The sequence below is a fragment of the Bacillus sp. 01N45 genome (assembly GCF_056399205.1).
Genome location: NZ_JBFTQW010000015.1, coordinates 14690 through 39795 on the forward strand (window position 1 = coordinate 14690; position 25106 = coordinate 39795).

General features: G+C 33.3%; 12 protein-coding genes and 5 pseudogenes. 3 read left to right on the forward strand and 14 right to left on the reverse strand.

What is annotated here, in order from left to right:
* Positions 1–129: 129 nt before the first annotated feature.
* The 4 genes and pseudogenes from AC1DMU_RS25590 to AC1DMU_RS25605 form a co-directional block, all read right to left on the reverse strand.
* Positions 130–3918, reverse strand: a complete 3789-nt coding sequence (locus AC1DMU_RS25590) for a hypothetical protein (protein ID WP_476941608.1) — start codon at positions 3916–3918, stop codon at positions 130–132.
* 264 nt (positions 3919–4182) lie between these two features.
* Positions 4183–5404 (reverse strand): annotated as a pseudogene (locus AC1DMU_RS25595) (McrC family protein).
* Positions 5397–7559 (reverse strand): McrB family protein, encoded by a 2163-nt coding sequence (locus AC1DMU_RS25600; RefSeq protein WP_476941638.1) that lies wholly within the window; start codon positions 7557–7559, stop codon positions 5397–5399. The pseudogene AC1DMU_RS25595 and the gene AC1DMU_RS25600 overlap by 8 nt, the downstream one beginning before the upstream one ends.
* 240 nt (positions 7560–7799) lie before the next feature.
* Positions 7800–7973 (reverse strand): hypothetical protein, encoded by a 174-nt coding sequence (locus AC1DMU_RS25605; RefSeq protein ID WP_476941609.1) that lies wholly within the window; start codon positions 7971–7973, stop codon positions 7800–7802.
* A gap of 314 nt (positions 7974–8287) precedes the next feature.
* Between AC1DMU_RS25605 and AC1DMU_RS25610 the strand changes: the two genes are divergently transcribed.
* Both AC1DMU_RS25610 and AC1DMU_RS25615 read left to right on the forward strand, forming a co-directional pair.
* Positions 8288–9271 carry a tyrosine-type recombinase/integrase gene (locus AC1DMU_RS25610; protein ID WP_476941610.1) on the forward strand — a complete coding sequence of 328 codons (984 nt, stop codon included), beginning with the start codon at positions 8288–8290 and terminating at the stop codon, positions 9269–9271.
* 208 nt (positions 9272–9479) lie between these two features.
* Positions 9480–10244, forward strand: a pseudogene (locus AC1DMU_RS25615) (hypothetical protein).
* 289 nt (positions 10245–10533) lie between these two features.
* Here the strand turns inward: AC1DMU_RS25615 and AC1DMU_RS25620 are convergent.
* From AC1DMU_RS25620 to hsdR, 4 genes are all read right to left on the reverse strand, one after another.
* Positions 10534–11319 (reverse strand): restriction endonuclease, encoded by a 786-nt coding sequence (locus AC1DMU_RS25620; protein ID WP_476941611.1) that lies wholly within the window; start codon positions 11317–11319, stop codon positions 10534–10536.
* A gap of 167 nt (positions 11320–11486) precedes the next feature.
* On the reverse strand, positions 11487–12818 hold the full coding sequence (locus tag AC1DMU_RS25625; RefSeq protein ID WP_476941612.1) for a restriction endonuclease subunit S: 1332 nt from the start codon (positions 12816–12818) through the stop codon (positions 11487–11489).
* A complete protein-coding gene (locus AC1DMU_RS25630; RefSeq protein ID WP_476941613.1) occupies positions 12815–14269 on the reverse strand; it encodes a class I SAM-dependent DNA methyltransferase in 1455 nt (484 codons plus the stop codon). Before AC1DMU_RS25630 ends, AC1DMU_RS25625 begins: the two co-directional genes overlap by 4 nt.
* A gap of 110 nt (positions 14270–14379) precedes the next feature.
* Positions 14380–16707 (reverse strand): EcoAI/FtnUII family type I restriction enzme subunit R, encoded by a 2328-nt coding sequence (gene hsdR / locus AC1DMU_RS25635; protein ID WP_476941614.1) that lies wholly within the window; start codon positions 16705–16707, stop codon positions 14380–14382.
* Positions 16708–17440: 733 nt separating this feature from the next.
* On the opposite strand from hsdR, the gene AC1DMU_RS25640 reads away from it, so the two are divergent.
* Positions 17441–18301, forward strand: coding sequence for a hypothetical protein (locus AC1DMU_RS25640; protein ID WP_476941615.1), 861 nt, complete (start codon positions 17441–17443; stop codon positions 18299–18301).
* A gap of 151 nt (positions 18302–18452) precedes the next feature.
* On the opposite strand, the pseudogene AC1DMU_RS25645 reads toward AC1DMU_RS25640, so the two are convergent.
* The 6 genes and pseudogenes from AC1DMU_RS25645 to AC1DMU_RS25670 all read right to left on the reverse strand — a co-directional run.
* Positions 18453–18960 (reverse strand): annotated as a pseudogene (locus tag AC1DMU_RS25645) (JAB domain-containing protein).
* A gap of 393 nt (positions 18961–19353) precedes the next feature.
* Positions 19354–19698 (reverse strand): hypothetical protein, encoded by a 345-nt coding sequence (locus tag AC1DMU_RS25650; RefSeq protein WP_476941616.1) that lies wholly within the window; start codon positions 19696–19698, stop codon positions 19354–19356.
* A gap of 645 nt (positions 19699–20343) precedes the next feature.
* On the reverse strand, positions 20344–22638 hold the full coding sequence (locus AC1DMU_RS25655) for an RNA-directed DNA polymerase (protein ID WP_476941617.1): 2295 nt from the start codon (positions 22636–22638) through the stop codon (positions 20344–20346).
* A gap of 971 nt (positions 22639–23609) precedes the next feature.
* The gene (locus AC1DMU_RS25660; protein WP_476941618.1) at positions 23610–24647 is read right to left on the reverse strand and encodes a hypothetical protein; all 1038 of its coding nucleotides are present in this window, start codon (positions 24645–24647) and stop codon (positions 23610–23612) included.
* Positions 24648–24688: 41 nt separating this feature from the next.
* Positions 24689–24854, reverse strand: a pseudogene (locus AC1DMU_RS25665) (tyrosine-type recombinase/integrase); the annotation flags it as partial.
* Positions 24850–24969 (reverse strand): annotated as a pseudogene (locus AC1DMU_RS25670) (IS6 family transposase); the annotation flags it as partial. The pseudogenes AC1DMU_RS25665 and AC1DMU_RS25670, both read right to left, overlap by 5 nt.
* Between the last annotated feature and the right edge of the window lie 137 nt (positions 24970–25106).

A 25106-nucleotide genomic window follows, 5' to 3' on the forward strand; every position in this document is an offset into this window, starting at 1 on the left:
ATTTTCTAGTAATTTTATTTTCTACAATTTTTCACACATTACTATTTCATATATCTCCTTAATTTCTTCATTAAAATAGCCTTAATTCCTTATTAGGAATTAAGGCAAGAATGCAAAGATATACCTCTACTACTCAAAACGTTCATTTCTCTCTCTCTCTTGCTTGAACTCTCTTTCTTGTTCCATACGGATATTTTTTTTGAATTTGATTTCATTCTTTCTTGCCCAATCTGCGATAGAGACATTTTCATGTTCTTTCAAATCTGATAGTAGAATTAGGCGGCTTTCCAGCTGTTTAGCTTGTGATCCCCAAAATGAATGAGACCAGAAGGAAGAATAAAATTGATTTAAAATTAACAGTGGCTCATTACAATTATTGATAATCCATAACGCTAAAGTTGTCCATTCCAATTTATCCTGATTTTTATTTTGTTGAAAAGGAATAATAGTCGATGCTAAAATAAGGCACCTTTTTTGAAGGTTTGCTTTACACCAGTTAATAATTACAGCATCTTTAATTTGAGATATTGGACCATTATCCGTTACAAGTTCTTGGTTTATCGAATAATAAAGTTTATCTCCTCTTTCTAAAAACATATCAAGGAAAATTATTGGTTGATTTTTGGCAAGTGTATTTAGAACCTTTTCATAATCGCTTGAAAAATAATCATAACTTTCAAGGGATCTAACAAGACTATCACATAAAACTCTAGCATCCTCTTTTGCAGATTCATCTGCAAAACATAACTCAATAATATTAGCTAACCTAAAATCTATTTTAACTGTCTCATTTTCTCTTCTTAAAAACAGGTATTTTAATACTAGTTCTCGCCCTAAATGTTGTATATCATGACTTAAGACATCTTCTTTTGAATACCAGTGAAGTTTCATATGTAGAATATTAATTGCCACTTCCACTCCATCTTTCCTTAAAGAAATCTCTCTTAATAGTTCTGATAAATCAGCATCACTTATAGTTTCATACCTCAAATGACTATACTGCCATATTGGTGCTAATCCATACTCCAGTGAGCGCTTCAATCTTACTACATCTTTCGCATTCATTTTTACACTTACCTGCAACCATGGATATACTGTTGCCAGAACATCATTCTTTGTGGACTCTTCTAAAATCTTCTCCGAAATATTTACATCCATTTCAGAAATCCTATTTAGAAAACCTCGAAGCACTCGATATCTACGTTTTGATACTTCTAGTCGAGATAGCTGATTACAAAAATCCTTCCACATTTTCTCTGGATTGGCACATCCTTCTGCCAGCCCCTGCCCAAAGCTAAAAAGTCTAAAAGAATCCTGACTTAAGATCTCCGGTAATATTTCTTTAAAAATACGGTCTTGTGAACCAACCTCCTTACCTAAAGTTCGAGTCACCTCTTCTGCTGCACGATATTCGTTCCCCTCTTGATTGCTATCAGATTCGGCTAATTCTAAGGAATAATCAGAAAAAGCATATAGCCTTGCACGCTCAATTAAAGATGTTGGTTTAAGAATTTTATCTAAATTATTTAATCGCTTGTGAATTTTTGAATCCATTTCGCCGCTATCAAATTTCTTAGTTTCTCTAACAGCTAACCAGCCTTCATTCCAAGCACCTTTTGTAACAATCATTTTTACAGCAACCTCAAGTTCATGATACATGCCTGCTTTTATCCAAAGACCTCTAAACTGCTGGGCTAAAAGATTTTTAACCTTACAGGAAGCTGGATGCTCAGAAACCGCAATATTTACAGTGTACTCAATAAATAATTTATACCATTGCTGCATGTCATTATTATTATTTGGTATAAATCCATAATCTCTTAGACGAGCACCAAATTCAAAGCTAAAATGAGATCTAAAATGCCACGATCTCAAAGCTGCGTCTAATAAAGAAATGCCTAAATTAACTTCATTTTCAACATTTGACTCAATCAACTGCTGAATTCTACTAAGCCTTTGTTCCGCTGTTGCATGTGTACCTGAAAGTTTAATATAAAAAAGAGATTTCATCACTTCTCTGATTGAATTGTAGTTTTCCTCTGGTTTTTCTGATAATGCAAAACGACAAAGTAATTCAGTCGATTTATTAAACAGTTTCTTATCATACGCCAAAGACCTAAGAAGCCTTGTAAAATCGCTATAATGGACATTATCTCGAGAATAAAAAAACTGCACATTCTCCATCTCTGCGACTCTTTCAATTGCAGAAAGTGTTAATTCGGGATTTAATGGGGCAATGTTTTTAAGTAAATTTATACCCAATCTATCCAAATTGCTAACATCCTCCAATAAACCATTCTCTCCAAACCATTTTCGAGAAATTTCTAAAGCACCTTCACATTCGTGTAAATAACTTAGCCGTCTAGAAAAGGATTGCAATAACCTTTCAGAACCCCTTTCTTCAAACACATCACATATTATATTAATTGGTATGTTTTCAAAGGCTCTCCGTGCAAGTTTATTAGCAATTGCATGGGGTAATACAGCTCTCCATACACCTCTCTGCTGTACTAAATCACGTCGTTTTAACTCACCTACATTCCTGTATAGTTCTTGAGCACTCATGCCCACCAAAGAGCCTAAAAGCTCTAGCTCTGCATTATTCTCCGCAGTCATTTGATTGTTAAACGAGTACACTAGTGAACAAGCCTCTGCAGCTCTCAGCAGTGATCTACTTGGTTCATTCCTTTGTTTAAACAGCCTATCAAAAAGTTCACTATCCCTTAATTCTGACAAATTTTCTCCTTGTTTAACGGTTCCTGCCACAGCTATAGCAATACGCGCATTTCCTCCTGAAAAATTCGCTATCGTACGTGCTCCAACTTCTGTTAAATGACTGAATCGAACAAGTAAAATTTTTTCTATTAGTTCTGTAGAAGCTGGTTCTAAAAGTATCACTTCAGTGTCTTCAGGTTGATCTTCACGAACGTCATATTCTATTGTAATTAAGCTAACTTTACTTCCTTTTGCTGAGCAAATAGTCTTTAAACGCTTATGTAAATCTGGGGGACAATTATCTATAGCAAGGATTGCTGGTTTCCGTAGAGCTATTAAACGTCTAGCAAAGTTAGGAGGGTCTGGATCAGGACTATCGCTAATATCTGTATAAAATACAGACGACTTATGTAATGGATTTTCCCCAATCCTTCCGTCGAATAACGCTTGAAGTAATCTCGTTTTTCCTACACCTGAAAGTCCAACTAACCGTACCGCTGCGGATGCAGACAAATGAAACATATTCCATATTTCGTTAATTCCATCAATTGCAGAGGAACCATCCTCTTGAGATTTAGTATTATTATATAAACAAATATGCTTGTCAAACACATACTCCTCTTCAATTCCATTAGGACAGTTGGACCAATTATCGTATCCTTGCCACCCTTGAATTGGCTTTCCAATTCTTTCCCTTACCCAAAGAACTAAAGCCGGATGACTACGGACCCATCCAGCAATTCTTTCTCTATCATAAAAGTCAACCTTCAAGTCTTTACTATTAGAACAATCAACTAAGGCCTCTTCCATAGCTTTTTTTCGATCTTTTAGTGCAGAGTCTGCAGTTGAACCTTGACTGCTGACGATAATATATGCTCCTTTAGCATCAACTAACTCTTTAATAACAGGCCTAAGCTTTCCTTTAGGTTTCATTTCATCAATTATATTAGCTCTAGCCATATCGGGCTTTTTCACTTGAAAACCCGTTTTTGCTCTAGGAACAAAGCCATCATTATGTAAAGCAGTTGTAACCTCAACACGAACATCAATGCCTCCATCTTTGGCATTTTGATGGCCACCCCAGGTAACACCTGCGATCGGTAAACCAGAAGCATGGAGATCCGCTTCACAAAGAAGACCCACTAACGATCTTAAATCACTATCACTTAATTCACTAATGTCTTTACCTTCAATCTCAAGCATATAGTTAACAGTCCTCCCTTTAATAATTTCCTTATATTCAATTACACTAAAAATATGTAATCATAGACTTTAAAAAATAACATAACTCATTGATATTCCGTCTAAAAGTTATACTATTATTTAATTTACAGTACACCAAAATTTTAATAGTAGTATTTTTTAATGAAAATTTATATTCATCCTATAAATAAACCTTTAATCCAATCAATAAATCAAAAATAAATTTTCACATCATTAGGCATTTCCACATTCCCCATATCTATTTCATATATCTAAAAATGCAGAATTACCCTTTATTATTCCTTTCAACTCTCTCACAGTCTCAGGAAATTCATCTATTCTTACAGTGCACATTTCAATAGTTTTTTCAGTATCGATAACTTTCCACACAGGATGAATAACTTCTCCCTCCTGTTTCGGATACAGCAATATGCACCTTTGAACTTCCTTATAAGCAGTTACATACGCATACATTTGATAAATGTCACTCTGAACATAACTACTTCTTCCATTATTTGTTGCACGTTTCCACTTCGTATCCATGATTATCAATCACAAAATCTGGTTTTAATAAAATGTTCTGGCGTCCACTCTTCTTATTACGTAATAGCCTCTTCTCTGCATGTTGACTGATTATTTTATTATTACCAATAGTCTCTTGTAGTGCTACTTCAATATATTTTTCAAACAACATATTCATTTGAAATAAGAAAGAGAACGATGATGCTCCTCGCCCTTTACTATAAATCGTTGCCCGCTCAACAATTAGCTTAGCAAATAAAGCTGCTTGACGAAAACGTTCATTCTGTCGGTTAAATGTAATGCTTTTTATTTCCTTCTCTGTGAAATGTACTACATCCACAGGTTCTAAGTAGCCTAAACAGCGCTCAAGATAAAGTTTTAAAGCATGTATTTTTGTATGCTTTTTTACAATGAGCAATGCACATTTAAATAGCTGATTTAAAGAGTTATTTTCCGTATATTCATCAAATGCACAATATGCTTTTGTTTTTTGAAATACATTCTTATAAATGTGTTTACTAAGCTCGAGTTTGCCACGCAGAGTATTTAAATTTTCTTCATGGCGCTCGTATGTTTTAAAAGTCCCTTTTCTGAGTTCATTTAGCAAACGAGTAAGAAATGTAGTAAGAACTGCCGTAAGCAGTTCTCCTCTATCTTCACCATTTAGTACTTCCTCATAAAATGAAACCGGCAAAAAACCTGTAATTGAAAGCATTCCAAGCAATGCCTTTCGATCGTCAATAGGTGTGAGTTTTATTTTGGGAATAATTTCGTACCTCACATCTGAACATTGTATCACGCCAACATAATTAATAAAGCGAAGTCGTTTATACTTCTGATCAATCACCAGTTCATTTGGATATTTTTTTTCAATATACCGTATAAGCCCATCAAATTGTTCTGCTGTAACGTCATTTTCTGTAATCCAGTCATACGCCTCACGCACTATAATTGTCTTATTCATAAATCGCTATTAGCTCTTGTGCTGTTAATTTTCGTTTCATCCGGTACAGTGCAGGAATATAAATAGATGGCTTTTGTTTAAACAGTTCATTTACATTAACTTCTTCTTTATAAACAATATATTGATCTTCCTTTGAACTCCCTATTCCACCCAAAACAAGACCGATCTTTTCCCAATCATCATAAAAATACTCTTGTAAAAGTGGAATGATTTTCGTTTGAAAAATAGCTATAACTTCATTATCTGTTTTCGCGTTTATAAAATACGCATGCCCAATTATATGATCTCGGTCATACAGTACTTCAATACGCTTATTAATAACAGAAAGCATTTCAGCAAGGTCAATTTCATCACCAATCGATTCAAGAAGATCAGTATTTGGCATGATTTCTTCAAACACAAAGCGGCGACGTAACGCTGTATCAAGCAAAGTTATAGAGCGGTCAGCCGTATTCATTGTCCCAATTACATATAGATTGGGTGGTAACGTAAACTTCTCTTTTGAATAAGGTAATTCAACAATCAATTCATTACTTTGTGTTAAACGCTTATCCTCTTCCAGTAACGTTAACAGCTCACCAAAAATCTTAGAAATATTACCTCGGTTCATTTCATCAATAATTACAACATGTTTTTTCGCATTCGAATAATCAAAGGAACCGTTTTCCAGCAATGCCTTTTGAATAATTGCCTTTTTCTCTTCTCCTTCAACTTCAATTTTCTCTTCGTCTTCTGTTGTATTTTCCATTTTTTCTAATATCCAGTTTAATACAGACCAATATCTCGTCTGATTACACCCACCAATCGCCTCTCGAACAAACATAGTATTATTCTTCCAATCAATATCATGCTCCTGAACATAGCGATACAGATTTAATAAACGATTCTTTGAAACTATTGAACTAGTTTTTACATCTTCACTCGTTACAACGATATTATTTTGCTCGGAAATGTATGAAATGAAATTTGTCGTTCCTGTTTTTGATTCGAATCGAATATTATTCTTCAAACCATTCTCAACCAGGTAATCATAAAATTGCTCAAAACGAACTTCATTAGAAAAGTCCTGACTAGTGCTTTGAATTCCTTCATACATCGCTTCAAGAGCGGCTTTTTTCAAAATACCATCTGTTGGCACAAAGTTCCCTTTTCCATCAGATTTCAATCCTTCTATAAAATCTTCATATCCATAGGACTGATGGAACGTTACGAGATGAATTTTCCCTTCTTTAGTTAAACGTGAAAACTCTTGTTGCAATGCCTCTCGTCCATCTGCTTTCAATTCCTCATATGTTCTTTTATCGATTAATTCAAGAGCATGTTCAACAATTTGATATGTTTTCCCCGTTCCAGGTGGACCAAAAAATACATAGTTTCTTGGATCTATATCTAATATTCCACTAGATTCTTGGGGCGTATTGCTAATTTCCTTTCCCTGCATAAATACTAAATTTATTGTATTCTTACTTTTCACTTCATTTAATGTACTACGATATCCTCCGTAACCTATGAACTCCCTCTCCTCAGTATTAATCCACTCGACTGGAAGGAGATGCCCGTACTCTTCAGAGAATTCATAACCATCGATAGTATCTTTGGTAATTTTTCCAACAGCACTAACTCGTAACACTGATCGTGTCTTCCCATCAACCTTACGAGTAAAAGATGTTTTTAAAGTAACAAGGTCTCCTTCTTTCATTTTTAAAAATTGCTTTAACGCTTTTTGTCCTGCTGATGTTTCTTCTTTCTCATCTATGATATCTTCAATATTTTCTTCTTCTAAAAGAGATGATAAATCCTCATGTAAAAATCCTATCGCTATGCAATTGTTTTTCAATAAAAAATCTTGAATGGAACGATCTTTTCCATATGTATGTCCAGCTAGCCAATAGTTTCTATTCTTATCAAGCGATTTATCCCGCTCAGAAAATGTATCCCAGATAAATCTTGAAATCTTTTCATTTGACCAATCTAAAAAAACATTTTCTTTTTTAATAGCATGCAACACTGCATGATTCAACTCAATTGCATTCTGTGGAGTAAGCAATTCATCTTTTATATGTAATTCCTTTCCAAGCTCGATCAATATTGGTGGTGAATAAATATTAAAAAACTTCTCTGGAACATAAATATTTAAAATTTTTAGCAGTACCATATTATAAATTGGTAAATCCAATGTAACAATTTCAGAAATATGGCCTTCCTTTGCAAGTCGAATTGCCTCACAAATCCCTTCTTTTAGAACTTTAAATTCTTCTTGTAACTGTTCATCTTTTAATACCACTTTTTGTTTACCGTAACTTTTACAGTACTCACCAGTTTTAGCAAGATAAATACCAAATTTGGCAGAATTGGCTCCACCAATGCCGCCTAATATATTTTTTCGCTCGAGCCATTAATTGAAACAATCTTTTGTTTTAGTATTGGCATATTCTTCTATGGTTAGATTTCTTAAGGATTCTAACGGTAAACGTTTTACGAATTCTTGGCGTCCTGATTCTTTTTTAGCAAGCAATGAAATATCGGGTTCAAATTGAGTAGCTTTTTGGGTCACGGTTTGAAGCTTCATTTTGGAAATTACCCCCATTTAATTTTATAGATTAATTATAGAATATGAGGAGAAAAGAAGGAATTAATTGGGTGCAGGTTAATAAATTTTGTGGATTAGGCTTGAAGATTGAAAAATGGTTACTTCCCATAACTTAGTTAGAAGAGCGCCACCTTGACAGGCTGGAGGTCGTGAGTTCGAGCCTCTCCGGGGTCATACCTTTTGTATCAACTGTTGATAATTTCATATTTTGACCAAAACTAACGGTGAGTACCGCTCAAGTTTTGATTGAAACTCCTCCTTTAACTCTAAATGAGAATGAAGGAGGTTTTTTTATGTCTTTAACATACTTCACTGAAAAAGAAATTCTAAAAAAACGACAACCCCACAAACGAAAAACTAGCAAAATTTCAAAAGAAAATTCTGTTGAACGTGTATTCGAAAGATTTGTTGACAGTAAAGTAAAACAGAATTTACGCCCCAAATCATTGAATCAATTCCTTCTTATGTTTAATAGTATTAAGGCATTTCATAGAACACAAAATGCTCACACATTTTATATGAATGACATTACAACAAACTTCATTTCTAACTGGGTCTACTGGTTAAAAAATGAATATATACACTTTGAAGGTCACGCTTACGTACCTGAAAGTGCTCAAACTGTTGGATTAGCGGATGAAACGATTGCTAGTAGGATAAAGCGATTGAAAACATTTATAAATTGGTGTTTGCGACAAGAAATCATCAGTAAAAATCCATTCAACAAATTTGAAGGATTCCGTAAAGATAATACACAAATTGATATTCTCTCGATTGATGAATTAAACAACTTATTGAAAGTGGCGAAATCATATTCCAATAAGAGTTTCAAACACTTTCGTGATTATGTATTATTACACCTTCTCATTGATGGCATGTTCCGTATAACCGAGGCATTGTTATTATCACCATCAAATATTGACCATACAAACCGAGCGGTAATTATACAATCCAATAACGCCAAATCACGAAAATCTCGTACCGTACCATTATGGAATAAAACCTATCGCCTACTAATGCAATTGCTAGAGGAAAATGAAGCGTTTGAAGGTGAAGTCGATGATTTAATTTTCTTGTCATTAAGTGGTCGTATGTTAAGTAAAAACAATGTATTACGTGATATTCGAAAATACGCTATTGAAGCCACAATTAAAAAACGATTTTATTTACATTTAATACGTCATTCAGCGGCTACTCATTATTTATCATCTTCTGGTGATGTTGAATCATTACGAAAAATCCTTGGTCACGCTGATTTACGAACGGTTCTTATATAGTCATTTGGCAGACAGTACTGTACAAGAGAAACATGCAAATTACGGATTCTTTGGAAGTGAAAATGTAATCAATCGAAAACGAAGTAATAAAAGGAAATAAAAATAAAACCGTCTACTCCCCCACCGACCAAAGTTTGGGAATAAACGGTTCACCACAAATCCGAGAAGGACTTGCTATGTATTTTAATTGTAGCAAAGTTTCTTCTCTATGAAAAGGAGAATACTTATGTGTATTAAAAGCGACATTAATTACATTCAGAAACGTTTGCTTGAACGACTGAACGTTAAAACTGGATCCACTTTATTTACTATCATCGAAGCGATTTCTCAACAAGCGTACGCAAAATGTTCGTTTGTAGTATCACAAAAAAATTCAACACTAGCGGTTAAATGTGATGTTACCACTTCTACAATTTCACGCAACCTAAAGAAAATTAAAGACAAATGCGCTGATTTAATTCAAATTGAATAAAATCGTAATGTATCGGAACAATTCGCTTCGCTAATATTTACGCTAATTTCACAAGTTACTCGTGAAGAAAATTCACAACTAAATGATGAATGTCAAACGGATATGTCAAACGGTGAACAAACGGAGGAAGGCAATGATGATACGGAATGCCACGATATTGCTGAATCACCTTCTAGTTGTTTTTCTACTCATTCCGAAGTATATATTTCTAATCCTAATAAAATTATAAATACTAGTATTGTTAACAAAGAAGACGTTATACAAAACGATATTATTCATGACGAATATATATTTGCACGTAAAAACGGAATCAGCACAAAAATGTTTTTCAAGGTGATTGATGAAATCAAAAATAAAAATAACATAAGCAACCTAAAGGCATATATCCGTGGAGCAATTAAAAATGTAATGAACCATATATCATTCCGTAATGGAACACGTAAATATGAAAATCCAATGAGTCAATTGTTTTATGATTGGTTGAATGATGGCGGACACTAAACGGTATAGATTTTGAATTTCTATTAATAGATTTATAAATACTTGCCGTTTGCTGTCCGTGAATTAAGTATCATAAAATTGTAAGGCTAAATAAAAAACACGCATCGAATGAACAATACGTGACTTTAATGAACAATTTAATTATGGAAAATGTAGTTTAAAAATATACTGGGATATAAGAAAATGAAAAAATAACGCTCATTAATCAATAAATACAATGAGCGTTATACAGTAAAATTTCTATTTTAATGTAAACTTGAAATAGCCTTCTGAGCAAGGCAAGTATTATTCAATCTAATTCCAACTTTTCTTGGAGTCCGTACTTAAAAATCAATTCTACAAGTTTATGTCCATCAATCAATATGATGTTTACTTTTACATCTGCTTTTTTCAACGCTTCTACAAAACGAATGGCTTCACTAGTAAATCTCGTGGTAGTAAAATAATATCCTATCCTACCATTTCTTACAACTAATGCTCCTGTAAAATTTCGCAACAATGGCTCTCCCACCGAATAATATATACCCTTTGTTTTAGATTCAAAATAGATTTTCGATTCTTCGCCCAAATGGACAATACCATCAATACCTCCATCGTTACAATGAGGTGTAATTTTCACTTGTTTTACAAAATCAACATTATAAATTTTAGACAAAACTAGCCCTGATAAATGTTCAAATTCTGTTTCATTTATATTTCTTATCTTTTCTAGATACTCGTCATACTCCTGTTTTTGTAATTTTACGATTGGCTTTCTTTTTATAAGTACATTCAGATCATGGTTTGTAATTTTATTCGGTTTTTTCGCTAATAATTTCCTTGCATTATCAGTTGTTCTGAATGGCTTTACACCTTTAAAGACTAAACCCGCTTCAATTAATCGCTTCATAGAAAAACTTACTTGTGAGTAGAATTTCCTTCCGCCAGATTTAACTCTTTCATTCAGTTCTTCATCAGTTAAATCAAACAAGTGCGCCAATACTTCTACTGCCTCTTTCAAACTCTTAATGGGATACATATCAATTAATGTCAATAAAGGTAAATGAACATCATCATACATACTAGGTAATCCCATCTGCAACATCCTTTCGATTTATTTTTTATTATGTAATCGAAATAATATTGTGTATTTACCTCCAGTATAATCAGTTACTTACCAAATCTACAACATTGACAATAAGAAAAATCCATTCATTTTAACACAATATATTTTCAATCGTGTAAAAATGAATGGATCTAAAATTAACTTAATACTTCTTCTTTCACCGTAAAGGCTCCTTGTAAAACAGCCTTCATTAGCTGCTCGCTCTCGTGCTTAGATTTTTCAATATTTGCTGCTAATTCATCACATAAAATCATTAGTTGCTCAACTTTTTCAACTATACGTTTTTGTTCGCTCAATGGTGGTAGGGGGAATATTAGGTTTCTGATTGCATTAACCCCTATGTTTCCTTGATTAGCAGTTCCTGTTTCAGTTTTAAAGATTTCATTTAGTAACAGATCCGCCTTTAAAAACAAGTTTACCAATGAAGGAAGAATTCTGGAATTCACCTTCAAACAACCTACGCGCTGATTTAAAAATAAATTTCTATTTTCTAAATGCTTCTTACCAATCAATAAAGTGTAAAAATAATCCCTTTTCCCTCTAGTTCCTGTCATTGTAACCAATATATCATCTAATTCTAATTTATATTTTTGGTTTTCGAGAGCAAGTTCATCACTTATGAATACACAATTAGATTCAAGTAATAAACTATTATTCTTTACATTCCCTAAACGAATAATTTGATTATTAGAGCTATCCACATATGTTGAACTTTTAAATGCACATCCACTTAAAAAGTTTGTAATATCACCTAGACGGGTCCATTCCCATCCTTTAGGTAATACAAAAAGCTTCTCTTCATCTGTAATTTGAGGCATTGGCTTGTCTTTTTTAATACTCTTCTCTTTAATAAATCGCTCTTTTTCTTGCTTGATTTTTTCTAAGAGGATACTGGCTGGTTCATCTTTCGGATTTTGTGGAACTAGTTTACCTTGAACAGCTTGTTGCAAGATGGATTGACGCAATCTTATAACATTTACTTCCTGGTTTGAAATGCATTCAGATAAACTTTTACTATATTTGCTAATTTTTTTTATATTTTTTACAACACGAGTTTGTTCCTGCAGGCCAGGCACTAAAATCGATACCGACTTAAGCGAGTTAACAGTTAATGATACATTTGCAGTGCCTTTCATTAAAGGAACTAGAATTTCATCTTTCATCAATGACAAATAAATATAAAGATACTCTGCATCTAATATTGTCCTATCTTTAGGAAGTATAGCGGCAAGAATATTACCTAGAGAAAATTTCCCTTCTTGATAATGAATCCTCTTAATACTGGCATGACCATGACCAGTTGAAGATACTAATGGAATACACACTGCCTTGCAATCAAATTGCCACTTATTATGTGTTTTTCTTTCTTCTGCGGTAGTCACAAGAGGGTACTCTCCCTCAACAGCTTTCATGATAGGTACGTTTCCTTTAATTACATCACATAGTTCTCCAATAGTGTATATTTTCATCCTGAATAGAGCTCCTCTTTAATCTCAGCAATTATCTTATTGATATGTTCTTGACTCTCCTGAATTTTACTTAATATTTCTAAAGGATTCTCAATAACTTTCTCATCTACTTTGGTAGGGTTTTTAAAATCTAAGTTGTAATCTTGTTCCTGTACTTCTTCAATAGAAACCTTCCACGCATACTTATTTTCTTCTCGATTGTTCCACCACTGACGTTCAGCTTCAAATTCCTCTAACCTGATTGGCTTTGTCTTTGTATAGTTTTTGTACCCTGTTGGCAACTGATGTTCGTAAAACCAAATTTCTGTTGTTGGATTTGTTTTATCAAAAAATAACAGGTTTGTTGGAATATCAGTATAAGGAGCAAATACACCTTTTGGTAATCGAATAATTGTATGAAGGTTAAATTCTTTCAGTAACTTTTCTTTAATTCTGCCCTTTACACCCTCTGTTCCGAACAAGAACCCATCGGGTAATACCACCCCCACTTTACCTTTTTCTTCCAACCTCTCCATCATCATTACCATAAACAAATCTGCTGTTTCAGAAGTTTGAAATTCTTTTTTGAAATTTGTTTGAACAGATTTTTCCTCTACTCCACCGAATGGAGGGTTCATTCCAATTTTATTAACCTTTTGTTCATCTGAAATATCCCGAGTATCAAGCTCAAGTGAATTGTCACGTCTAATTTTAGGAGCATCTACACCATGAAGGATTAGATTAGTTACTGCTAATAAGTGTGGCATTGGCTTTTTTTCAATACCAATGAGCCCTTTAAATACTGCTTCCTCTCCGCCGGTACGTTTGTATTCTGGTTGCTTTCTCATATGTTCTAAAGCACAAGTTAAAAATCCACCTGTTCCACATGCAAAATCAGCAAATGTCTCTCCAACTTTTGGGTCTAACATTTCAACAATGAATTCTGTTACTGCACGTGGTGTGTAATATTCACCACTATTCCCCGCACTCTGTAAGTCCTTTAAAATCGTTTCATAAATATCGTTAAAAGCATGTCGCTCTTCATAGGAACCAAAATCAATTCTATCAATGACATCAATAACCTGACGGATTAGGGTGCCATTTTTCATGTAGTTATAAGCATCTTCAAATACATATTTAACTAATGCAGCGCGTTCTTCTGTTTTCTCATCAATTTCTAATTCCTTTAGAGTAGGAAAGAGTGCTGCGTTGATAAATGTAACAAGTTCCTCACCAGTCATTGCTTGACCTGTTGATTTATTTGGTCGTGCCCAATCCCGCCACTTCAAACCTTCTGGAATGATGGAAACATATTCATCTTCAAATACTTCCCATTCCTCTTCTTCTTTTGCATCATATATTTTTAAAAATAGCATCCACACCAACTGAGAAATACGCTGAGCATCTCCATCAACACCAGGATCTTTTCTCATTATATCCTGTATAGATTTTACAAAATTTGAAATCGTCATTTCATCTAACCTCCACTTATCAATATGCAAAGTATAACACAAAAACTATATCACAAACATAAAAAAACAAGAACACACGTTTCATGTTAACGTGTGTCCCAATCAACTATTTAACTAATATCAAATAGTTCTTTTTCTAGCTCTTTTATAGCTGTATGCCAACCATTTTTTCCACCAAAAGCTTGTATCAAGTCTCTTGGTTTTCCAATTTCACAAAATGGTTCAAGTCTTAAAACTTTGGCATCGTCTAAGTTATAAACCCCTTCATTCATGTATTTTTCTAAGAGATTTTCTAACACCTTTTGCGCTACTTCTGAGTACTTACCAAAATAATTTCGTTTTTTTACATTATTAGCCCGCTCTTTCCTAGTCAGCGGCTTCATATCGTATGCTATATGACAAATCAAGTCAAAATCATCAATTTCATTTAGACCTGTTTCTTCACGCAAAGCATCTAGAATAACACCATGTTCCTTTAATTCCTCAATAATTGCTTCTTTTCGTTCTTCGGAATTCCAACGCCTTAGAAACTCATTTAAGTCGGCAAACTCTTCCTTTATATTACGTTTAGAATAATCTCTAAGCGATTCCGTAACTAACTTACCGTCTTTGTCATAATATTGAACTCGTTCATGTAACAATATTACCTCAACATCGTTCACATAAATCTTTCTTCTTGGTTCGCCACCATCACCGTCATCTCCAGTGTCACCACCGCCGTTGCCAGTTCCTCCCCCTTTTCCTCCTGTGCCACCTTTGCCGCCTTCGTCCTCACCACCATCAACTGGAATAGGATCTCCATTGAAATCAGGGTCAGCAAATTTATTAGACACATCTCTAAAGTCCAGCAAGTTAAAGTACAGCTTGTCGTGCTTCTCATTAATTCGAGTACCACGACCAAGAATCTGCTTAAATTCAATCATTGATTCAATTCGTGAATCAATGACGACAACTTTACAAGTCTTTGCATCTACACCTGTTGTAAGCAACTTTGATGTTGTTACAATAGTTGGGTACTTGCTATTCGTATCTATAAAATTGTCTAATTGCGCTTTACCTTCGTTATCATCGCCTGTAATTTTCATAACATATCTTGAATCTTCTTTTACTAAATCACTATTTTCATTTACTAATGCTTGTCGCATACGTTCAGCGTGTTCAATATCAATACAAAAAACTATCGTTTTCATAAATCTATCTTGCTTTTTAAGAAAATCTGAAATAACTTTTGCAACTAATTCTGTGCGTTTTTCTAATACTAAATTTGTATCAAAATCCATTGTATTATAAATACGGTCTTCAATAACTTTTCCGTCTTTATCAAGTTGCCCCTTTTTAGGTCTAAAGCCCATTAAATCTTTATCAAACCCGTAGCGATATACCTTGTAAGGAGCAAGGAAGCCATCTTCAATTCCTTCTTTGAGTGAATAAGTGTACACTGGCTCTCCAAAATAACCGATATTAGAAACATCTTCTGTTTCTTTTGGTGTTGCTGTGAGTCCAACTTGTACAGCATCTGAAAAGTATTCAATAATTTCTCTCCATTGTGAATCTTCTTTTGCAGAACCACGATGGCACTCGTCAATTACAATCAAATCAAAGAAAGAAGGAGGAACTTGCTTATAAATTTTATCCTCTTCATTAGGACCTGTTATTGCTTGGTACAGTCCTAAATAAACTTCATAGCTTGTATCTATTTTACGATTTTTAATTTTTGTCATTACAGACTTAAATGGCTTAAAATCTTGATTCATGGTTTGGTCAATTAGGATATTCCGATCTGCAAGGAAAAGAATTCGTTTTGCTTTTCTTGCTTTCCATAAACGATAGATAATTTGGAAAGCGGTATATGTCTTTCCTGTCCCTGTTGCCATGACTAACAATATTCTATTTTGACCTTTTGCCACACTCTTAATCGTTTCATTAATTGCGTTCATTTGATAATATCGAGGCGTTTTGTCACCAAGTCGAAAATAATACGGTTCTGTAATTAACTCCTCCTCTTGACTATCAATATTGTTATATTGTTTATAACGATTCCATAATTGCTCTGGACTTGGAAATGCATCTAAACTTATTTGTCGTTCCTTACCTGTTAATCGGTCATGCTCAAGAAAGCCATCACCATTTGAAGAATATACAAAAGGCACCTTTAACATCTCACCATAACCAATCGCTTGTTGAATTCCATGACCAATTGAATGTTTATTATCCTTAGCTTCGATTACTGCAATAGGCAGATTTGCTTTATAAAATAATACATAATCGGCTCTTTTTTTAGTTCCCCTTGTGACAAGACTTCCCCTTACAATGATTCTGCCATCTGTTATTTGATATTCTTCTCGTATTTGTCTATGTAAATCCCATCCAGCGTTCACAATTGCTGGTGTAATATATTTTGTACAAATATCACGTTCGGTCATTTCTTTTTTGTTCATTACAAATTGTCACCCCCGTAAATTTTCCAGACAAAATTATATTTATAATATTAAATTTTACCATATACATATACATATAGTATTGGAATTTATGGAAACAGGGTATTTTTCATATAATAAAAATTTTATAGTATTTTCTATATGAAAACTTTAAATTTTTCGTTAAAAACATGCAATTTTCTATAGTTTTTTGCGTAAAAATCGCACAAAAATGACATAAAAATCGCATATTTTTCATTCAAGTTAGGGATGGGGATCCATTAGTATTGCGGTTCTTCGCAGTTTTCTACGTCTAAAAAGCGTCATTTTCTCGATTTTTTAGTTATGGGGATGGAATTTTTAGTATTCTCCCACCTCCCTGTCCTTTGACCCTCCTTACTTTTTTTTTTTTCGGTAGAGGGCTATATATCTATTTCTTGCTATTCTTTCATTTCCTGTATTTTTCATATTTTCCGTTTCTTTGGGTTGTACTATATATATATATTTCTCGAGCACACAAAAAACATAGTTGTTTACTGTTCTATTTGCATTTACACTCAATTAAATGCTCGCATACTTTACAATGCTTTGCTTAATATATAATATGTTTCATCTGTATATGAACCAAATCCATAGTTACCTGCATATGTTAAATACACTTCTTCTAATGTTCGGTCATCGTATTTATTCTTGATTAAACCTTGAGAGAATAGTTGCTCCTGTTTTGCCTGTTATCGTTGGACACGTCGTTTATATGAACACTCAAATACAGCAAAAAGAATACATACAAATTTCTAGATTTGATGATTATCCAGCAATTGAACAAATGTTTTTTAACCTATTTGCAGAAGCACAAGAAAACATGTTAGATAATGATGGTATTATCAATCAATTCTTTCCAATCAATTCAATAGCTGATTACAAAGTTAATAGAATAGATTATTGCGTTAATCTATTCTCAAATAATACCGCTCAGTATATGGAACTAATTAAAAGAGCAGACATTCCAAAAAAATTTGAACCTGTCATGGTCTATGATTCAACAAGCAAAAGAAAAAAGCTCTATAAAAATGCATATTATGTAAAAAATAAATCGGTATGCTTAAATTTTTACGATAAACAATACCAACTACTACAAGTAAGAGATGATATTGTGGCTGATGATGCTAATGAAATTATTCGTTTCGAAGTACAATGTGCGAAAACAAAATTAGGAAATTTATGCAGAAAGCAATCCATTTCCAATTCTTTGTATCATCTATCTAACGGCGAACTATCCCAATCTATTTTACTTAAATATTATGTACAGTCGATTGGAATTGGTGACTATTACACATTAGCAAAAGCTAAAGAAATTATATGTGTTGCTCCCAATTATACAACTAAGAAAAAACAGCACATGATTATGACCCTTGATCTCGTTTCCCAAAAGAAGTATGTTTGGAAAGCTAGAAACGAATCTAATATATGTCCAAAAAAATTCGATAAAACTCTAAAACACCTAGCAGAATTAGGAATAAATCCAGTAACGATACCTTCTAGATGGAAGATACGATTCTTACCTAATTTGCTTCCTGATATTATAAAAGTAATGAAGGGAACTAAATGTTCATGAAACTGCTTTGTATGACCCTTCTCTCATGAGGACTACCTATCAGTATAGGTATCAAGGGTATAATATATATTTAAAGCTTGAACTTATACAACGAAAGAATATGTAAAAAATAAAAGGAGCGGCTACATATAACCCTCCTTTTCCATACAATTTAGATATATCCCTTCTCTTTTAAAGAAACAAAACTATCAAAGCAAACTATAACATGATCGAACAATTCAATACTAATAATTTCCTCTGCTTCTACCAAATGTTTTGTCACCTCAATATCTTCACGGTTTGGTGTTTGGTAATTATCAGGGTAATTATGACAAGGGTAATAGAAGCTGTATTTGAAATAATTGCTGGTTTAGGACCTCTCTCGGATGGGCAATACCGGTATTTAAACTTCCAATATAACCAACATTAATAACTGTTGGTTGGTTTTTAGTATCTAGACAAGGTACAATGAAATACTCTCGATCCACCTCTCCTAAAAACTGCTTCAACAATACACTGGTATCTTCTGGAGACTTAATTCTTCTTTTCTTATAAAGAAGACTCCCCTCTTTCACCATTTTTAAACGGACGATGTTGACTCGTTTTGCTGGTTGATTTGTACCAACAGGTGCTTCCAATAATTCAAGCTGTTTACCTGATTTTACTTTAAAACGTTCCATCTCTTCTTCCTCCAATCATGACGAAAGTGGTTGCTCTCCATACAAAAGAACACCCCTCCTTGTACTAATTCATATTGATTATATATACTTATTAGATTGGAGTTTATCTTTAACTTACTAATAAATATTTGTACCTTAATTTATTTATAATCAAGGAGCAATGTTATGATAGTTGACTTACTTTTTCCAATCCCATTTTTTCCATACTACTTGATCCCCATATCTTCTTTGTACTTCATCTTTTAGCATCCATAAGAAATTACATGAATTTTCAAAATCACCCGTCAAGCAACCTGAAATAAATTGATGACAGTTATCGAAAAGTACATGATAGTTTCGACTCTGTCCCAATTTTTCTATGGCTCTTGCTCCAGCATCCGCAAAACCAATTTCCTAATCATGTTTATTGTCATAGGGAATGCAAATTTCATAGTTAAATGTAGTTATATGACTAGTAAATTCCTCAAAGGTATTTTCAATAATTTCTCCTCTTGCATTAAGTGCAATTATTTTGTCATTTCCTATATAAATACCCGATTGTCCACTAATACCAAAACCAATTTCAATAAAAACAGGAGTACCAAAACTTGGTCGGATATCTTTTGGTTCGTTAAACAATTTGAGTAGCGTATCGATAACCTTATCGACTGACTCTACCGCTTCATCCACAATTTTAAAAGCAATTTTTAATGGTTCCGTAACTACAAAGCCCACCAAATCAAAAAACTCCCTCATCATTTACTTAAACCTCCATTAATAAGATTTTCAAATTCCTTTTATTAACACTCTTAGTAAATCAGTTTAAACAGAAGCGTCTTCCTTTCTCCCAAATAAAAAGATGAAATCAACAAGGGCAAAGAGAAAGTTAAAGAGGAACAAGTCTAATAGCCCTATGTACCATTTATACTTTCATATTTTTTTACCGTATTATTGATTTCATCTTATTATTATTGATTAATTTGTTTTGCCGACATCTATGGTTGTTATTCTCTTTATAACCCAAACGAGAGTAAGATATACGCTCAATACCTCAAATTTATTAAAAACCTCTCTACGTTTAAAAATCCCTACCAAGTTTCATAAGAACAGTTTTATATAACCTTGTTTCTGTATGTAACGATTTTTCATATTGTCCTAAGGATACGATTTGCTTAGTTTTTATTGTAAATGAATTACATATTATATCCTATCCTATAAAAACAATATAACTACTTTAGTATCTATCCCTTCAAATAACTAGAGAAACAAATACCTCATCCCTATCTATTTAAACAGAATGGAGTAGTAGGTGTTTTTAGCAGTCAAAAAACAAGCAGGTTACTTTTTATCATAAAAGGTTATCGTTATTTATGATACAGTTCACCATAACTATTCTAAGTGAGATTAATATTCTTCTTCGACAGAAAAACGAATCTGTTTATTTTTCATGTTAGATAATAAAAATAATTTTGACCAATTATTAAGCTCCATCATATCTTCTATCTTTGTTTCTTCTGGCTCTGGCTCTGGCTCTAGCTCTATTTCTTCCTCTGACTCTACCTCTGTTGCTTCCTCTGGCTCCGCCTCTGTTGCTTCCTCTGGCTCCGCCTCTGTTGCTTCCTCTGACTCTACCTCTGTTGCTTCCTCTGACTCTACCTCTGTTGCTTCCTCTAACTCTACCTCTGTTGCTTCCTCTGGCTCTGCCTCTGTTGCTTCCTCTGGCTCTGCCTCTGTTGCTTCCTCTGGCTCCGCCTCTGTTGCTTCCTCTGGCTCCGCCTCTGTTGCTTCCTCTGGCTCTGCCTCTGTTGCTTCTTCTGGCTCCGTCTCTGTTGCTTCCTCTGGCTCCACCTCTGTTGCTTCCTCTGGCTCCGCCTCTGTTGCTTCCTCTGGCTCCGCCTCTGTTGCTTCCTCTGGCCCCGCCTCTGCTGCTTCCTCTGGCTCCGCCTCTGTTGCTTCCTCTGGCTCCGCCTCTGTTGCTTCCTCTGGCTCCGCCTCTGTTGCTTCTGCTACTTCAATTTGAGATTGTATACTTTCGTAAATTGAATCTTTAAAATCTTCTTCCAGATTAATTTGATACTCAGAAATAATATCCTCTAACAACGTTCCTAAATCCCTATTTGAGCCTGTAGAGTATTTATTTACACAAAGGCTACTAAGAATATTTTTAACTTCTACCTTAACTGCTGAATAATCTGGAGAAATAAATGAAATATTATGTTGTAGTAACTGTTTGAAAAAATTATCATTACTTAAAATGCTTGAATCCTTATCTAACCAATTATTTATACAACACTCATATAGAAAAATCCAATTTTCATCATATAAATCGTTATTTGCAATGAAACTCTTATATTTGCTAAAATCCGCAGATGCATGCATTAAATTTCTATCGTTTAGTACCATCATTAAAATATTTACTAAAGGATTTTCATATTTGCATAACTTTTCTGTAGTTTTCTTATCCATACTTATCAGAAGTTTATTTGCAAAACTTAAAGCCCAAATTATCTCATAGTCGTTATTTAATTCTATATTTTCATTTATTACTGAATGTACAAATAAACTTAATTTGTCTAACTCCATTTCATAACCTTTATACTTATAACTTTCAATAATCTCAAATACAGTTGGAATCACTGTAGAATCGACTAATGCTGTCTGTAATAATAAAGATTGAAATATACTCCAGTTCTCTTTATAAACTATTCTATTCCTTAAAACTTTTAGAGCATACTTACTTATTCCTTTATCATTTATTTTAATTTGATACTTAAAAATTTGATTAAAATATTCTTTCAAATCATTTTTTTCTAGAAGTATTTGTATATCTCTTTCTTTACTATTCTTAAATTTGAAATTTTTAAAGAAATATACCCAGGATGTATCTATTTCTAATGGCAATTTTAATATCCTTGTTTTTTCAACATTCGTATCTAAGTTATAATCTTTCAATAGTTTTGTCATAATACTTAATGCTCTATTTGCTTCTTCTAAGGTACTAAAATAATATTCCATATCATCTGTATATCTAAACCCTGGAGTATCTTTTCCCACTAATATTTGAAACTCTTCATCTATAGAAGTACCGATAATTTCTTGAATAATGGCTGAAGTCAATGGTCCAATTGGAATCCCCATTGTCTGACCATCTTGCATGTTTCTAACTTCTAGATCAATTTTATTCCCTAAATAAGTCAAATCTTTAGAATTTGCTTTAGCAACCGCTTTAGTATGCATAGCCCAAGGGATTGAATGAGTATATATACTTGGGTAGTACCTATTAATATCTATAGATAAGATATATCTATTAAAAGATAAGTTTTCTAATCTGATATCTTGTTTTTTGTTAAAGCTATATTTGTTTTTTATTTTACCGTTTGAAAATTCTATCTTTGTTAAAGAAACTTTAGACTTTTCATAGTGTGTTTCTAATTCACTCCAATTCTCTTCTAGTACTTTAGATAGCTTTATGTAATGTAACGGGTGAGGAATAGCAGCAATTCTTCTAAACTCATTTTTTTTCGGTATAGAATACTGAACTAACTTACTCCACTTATTTACACCATGTTTAGATAATTTACTTTTGCTTACATCTAATTGTTCTAGTGCATCAGCTAAACTTTTACTATTAAATTCAGATGGTAATTCTTTGCTAAAAAAACCATCTTCCATAATAATTTGTGAAATTTTCTTTTCCATAAAACACACCACCAGTTTATATATATAATATATTCTATCATACCAAAAACGTATTTACTTTATTAAAATAAATATGCTTTTTAACCTCATTTACTTATGATATGGTTCACCGTAACATTGGATAGGGTAAGATAAAAGGTAGAAATCAAATAGATCTCTACCTTGTGAATTCACATATGTTTATTTCAATCTAGGAATATCAGAGAACCGGCCATTAAACTTTCTTCTCGGACACTACTAGTAAGCAGTTAGATAAATCTACTCAACTCATAGAGCTTACCCTTATAGTTATATGTTTTAACTCTCTTGCACAATCCTAGTTAATTCTCTAACGGAACCAACTCTATTCAAGAAGAATTTGTCCCAAATATCCAGACATGAAATAAAAACACCTTTTTGGCCTTTTTCCATCGATTCATCATAGAGCCTTAAAAGAAGTTGCGGTAAATCTGTGGCCATTAATCTAAACCCAGAAGTAAAATCACGAGTTTCACTTGAATATTTATCGCATATTTCATTACAATAAGTAAAAATAAGATCTTTAAAATCAAGTAAACTCCCTTTATAATTCTGTAGCTCATATATAAAATAAGATTTGTCATCTCTTAAGTATGGAGATTTAATATATCTTACTATTAATTTTTTTGCTCTACTAGGTCAACTAACTCGTAATGTAATAATTTCTCCATTTCCTTCGCTATATCAGAATCATATTCATTCAGGAAATTCCCAAGTAATTCGCACATTTTGATGCGTGTTCCTTTTCATTTATTAAACGTATTGCTCCCGATACTACCCCCTGCCTTTGGGAGATGTTTCCTTTAACTAATTCTTCGTATTTCTTTTCAAATAAATTATATGGTACGCTACTATTATTTCACTACCTAATTTTGCTACTTCATGTATTTTAGAATTAGCCATTTCAATAATTAAACTTTCAAGTAAATCATAGTTCTTTTTAATTGTATAGTTTATAAAAAAAGCCCCATAACTTGTACAGATAACACGAAAGTCGTCATTAGCATTTTTAATAAATAAATCCACTGCTTTTCACGATCGATGTTAATTATGGGTATTAGCATTCCTACAGCTGCAATACGAACTGATGGATGTGGGTCATTAATTATTTTTTCTATAATCTCATCTTTATCTATAAAGAAATCAGACTTTTTCAAAAGAAGAGTTGTTATTGCTTCGACAGTAACTCCCCTTACGCAATTAATACTATTATCAAATAATTCTTCAACACTTAAGCTATCCATAGATTTATCCCAATTGGTAGAGTGGACATTCATACTATCTATCTTGGGATCAGGATGATTAACAGCTATATAGGTAAGTTTATTAATTATTTCATCAGGCCACTCAATATCATTCCTAGCTCTTAACAACCTGCAAAAAGACATCGCTATTTGCCGATTATCTTCCTTCAAGTGCCTACACAATACCTTAACAATAGTTTCAACTGTAGCTAGTTGACGGGTATCTGCTTCAAGATTTTCATTGTTTAACTCGGTTATTTCAAATGCTCTAAATACTGCTGAAATGTAACTAGGATTTGTTTCTTCAGGAAACTTCAACGCTAATCTTCCAAATCGTTCAGGATCATTTTGCGCTGCCTTCTCTAAACTTCTTGCAAATTGCCAAATTGAGGTTGCTACGAAAGTTCTATCACTTGATACTTCCCACATTCCAACATGTTCTTGCGGTATTGATTTATTTGTAATTATTCTTAACCTAGCATTATCACTGATTTTATCTAAATTCCTGTCAAGTTTTGATCCAATGGAACCTCTACTTCCTTTAGGTTTATTTGCAATTTCCTCCTCAGAAATTCCGTTATACCTTCTATAAAGTACAGAAATTAACTCTGAAACTTCTAAACTAATTCTCGAGGGGCTAAGTTGGGTTAGTAGCAAATACTGAGCTTCTCCCCAGTATTGCGGATAATATCCATTTTTCCTATATACTAAAGATTTTCTAGCAATCTCAACAACACCAGTGGTCACATTACCTACAAAATCTCTTCTATTTTGTTAGCTGCATCTTCTTACATGGTTGGTATTACATGCGAATAAGTATCTAATGTGATTTTGATGTTACTATGTCCTAACCGTTCAAAAATCACCTTCACATTCACACCTTTAGCAAAAGAGCATAGTAGCATTTGTATGACGTAAACAGTGGAATCGAATCCTTGGCACAGCTGCTTTCTTTCATCATTTTCACCAGGTTACGAAAACTCAAATTACACCGTAGGTACCACCTTACTGTTAATAAGATTAGTTCCGGCTGATAATGCTTTTGTTTAAATTTTTTCTTTTTCCATATTGATCACACAACATTTTAGAGTAATGCTATCAGTATGTCCAAGTTTAGGAGATTACTTGCAAGGCCTTTAGAATTTTTGCACTAGATCCAGAAATACTATAGAACCCCTCGTATATTGTATAATATTCCCATTAAAA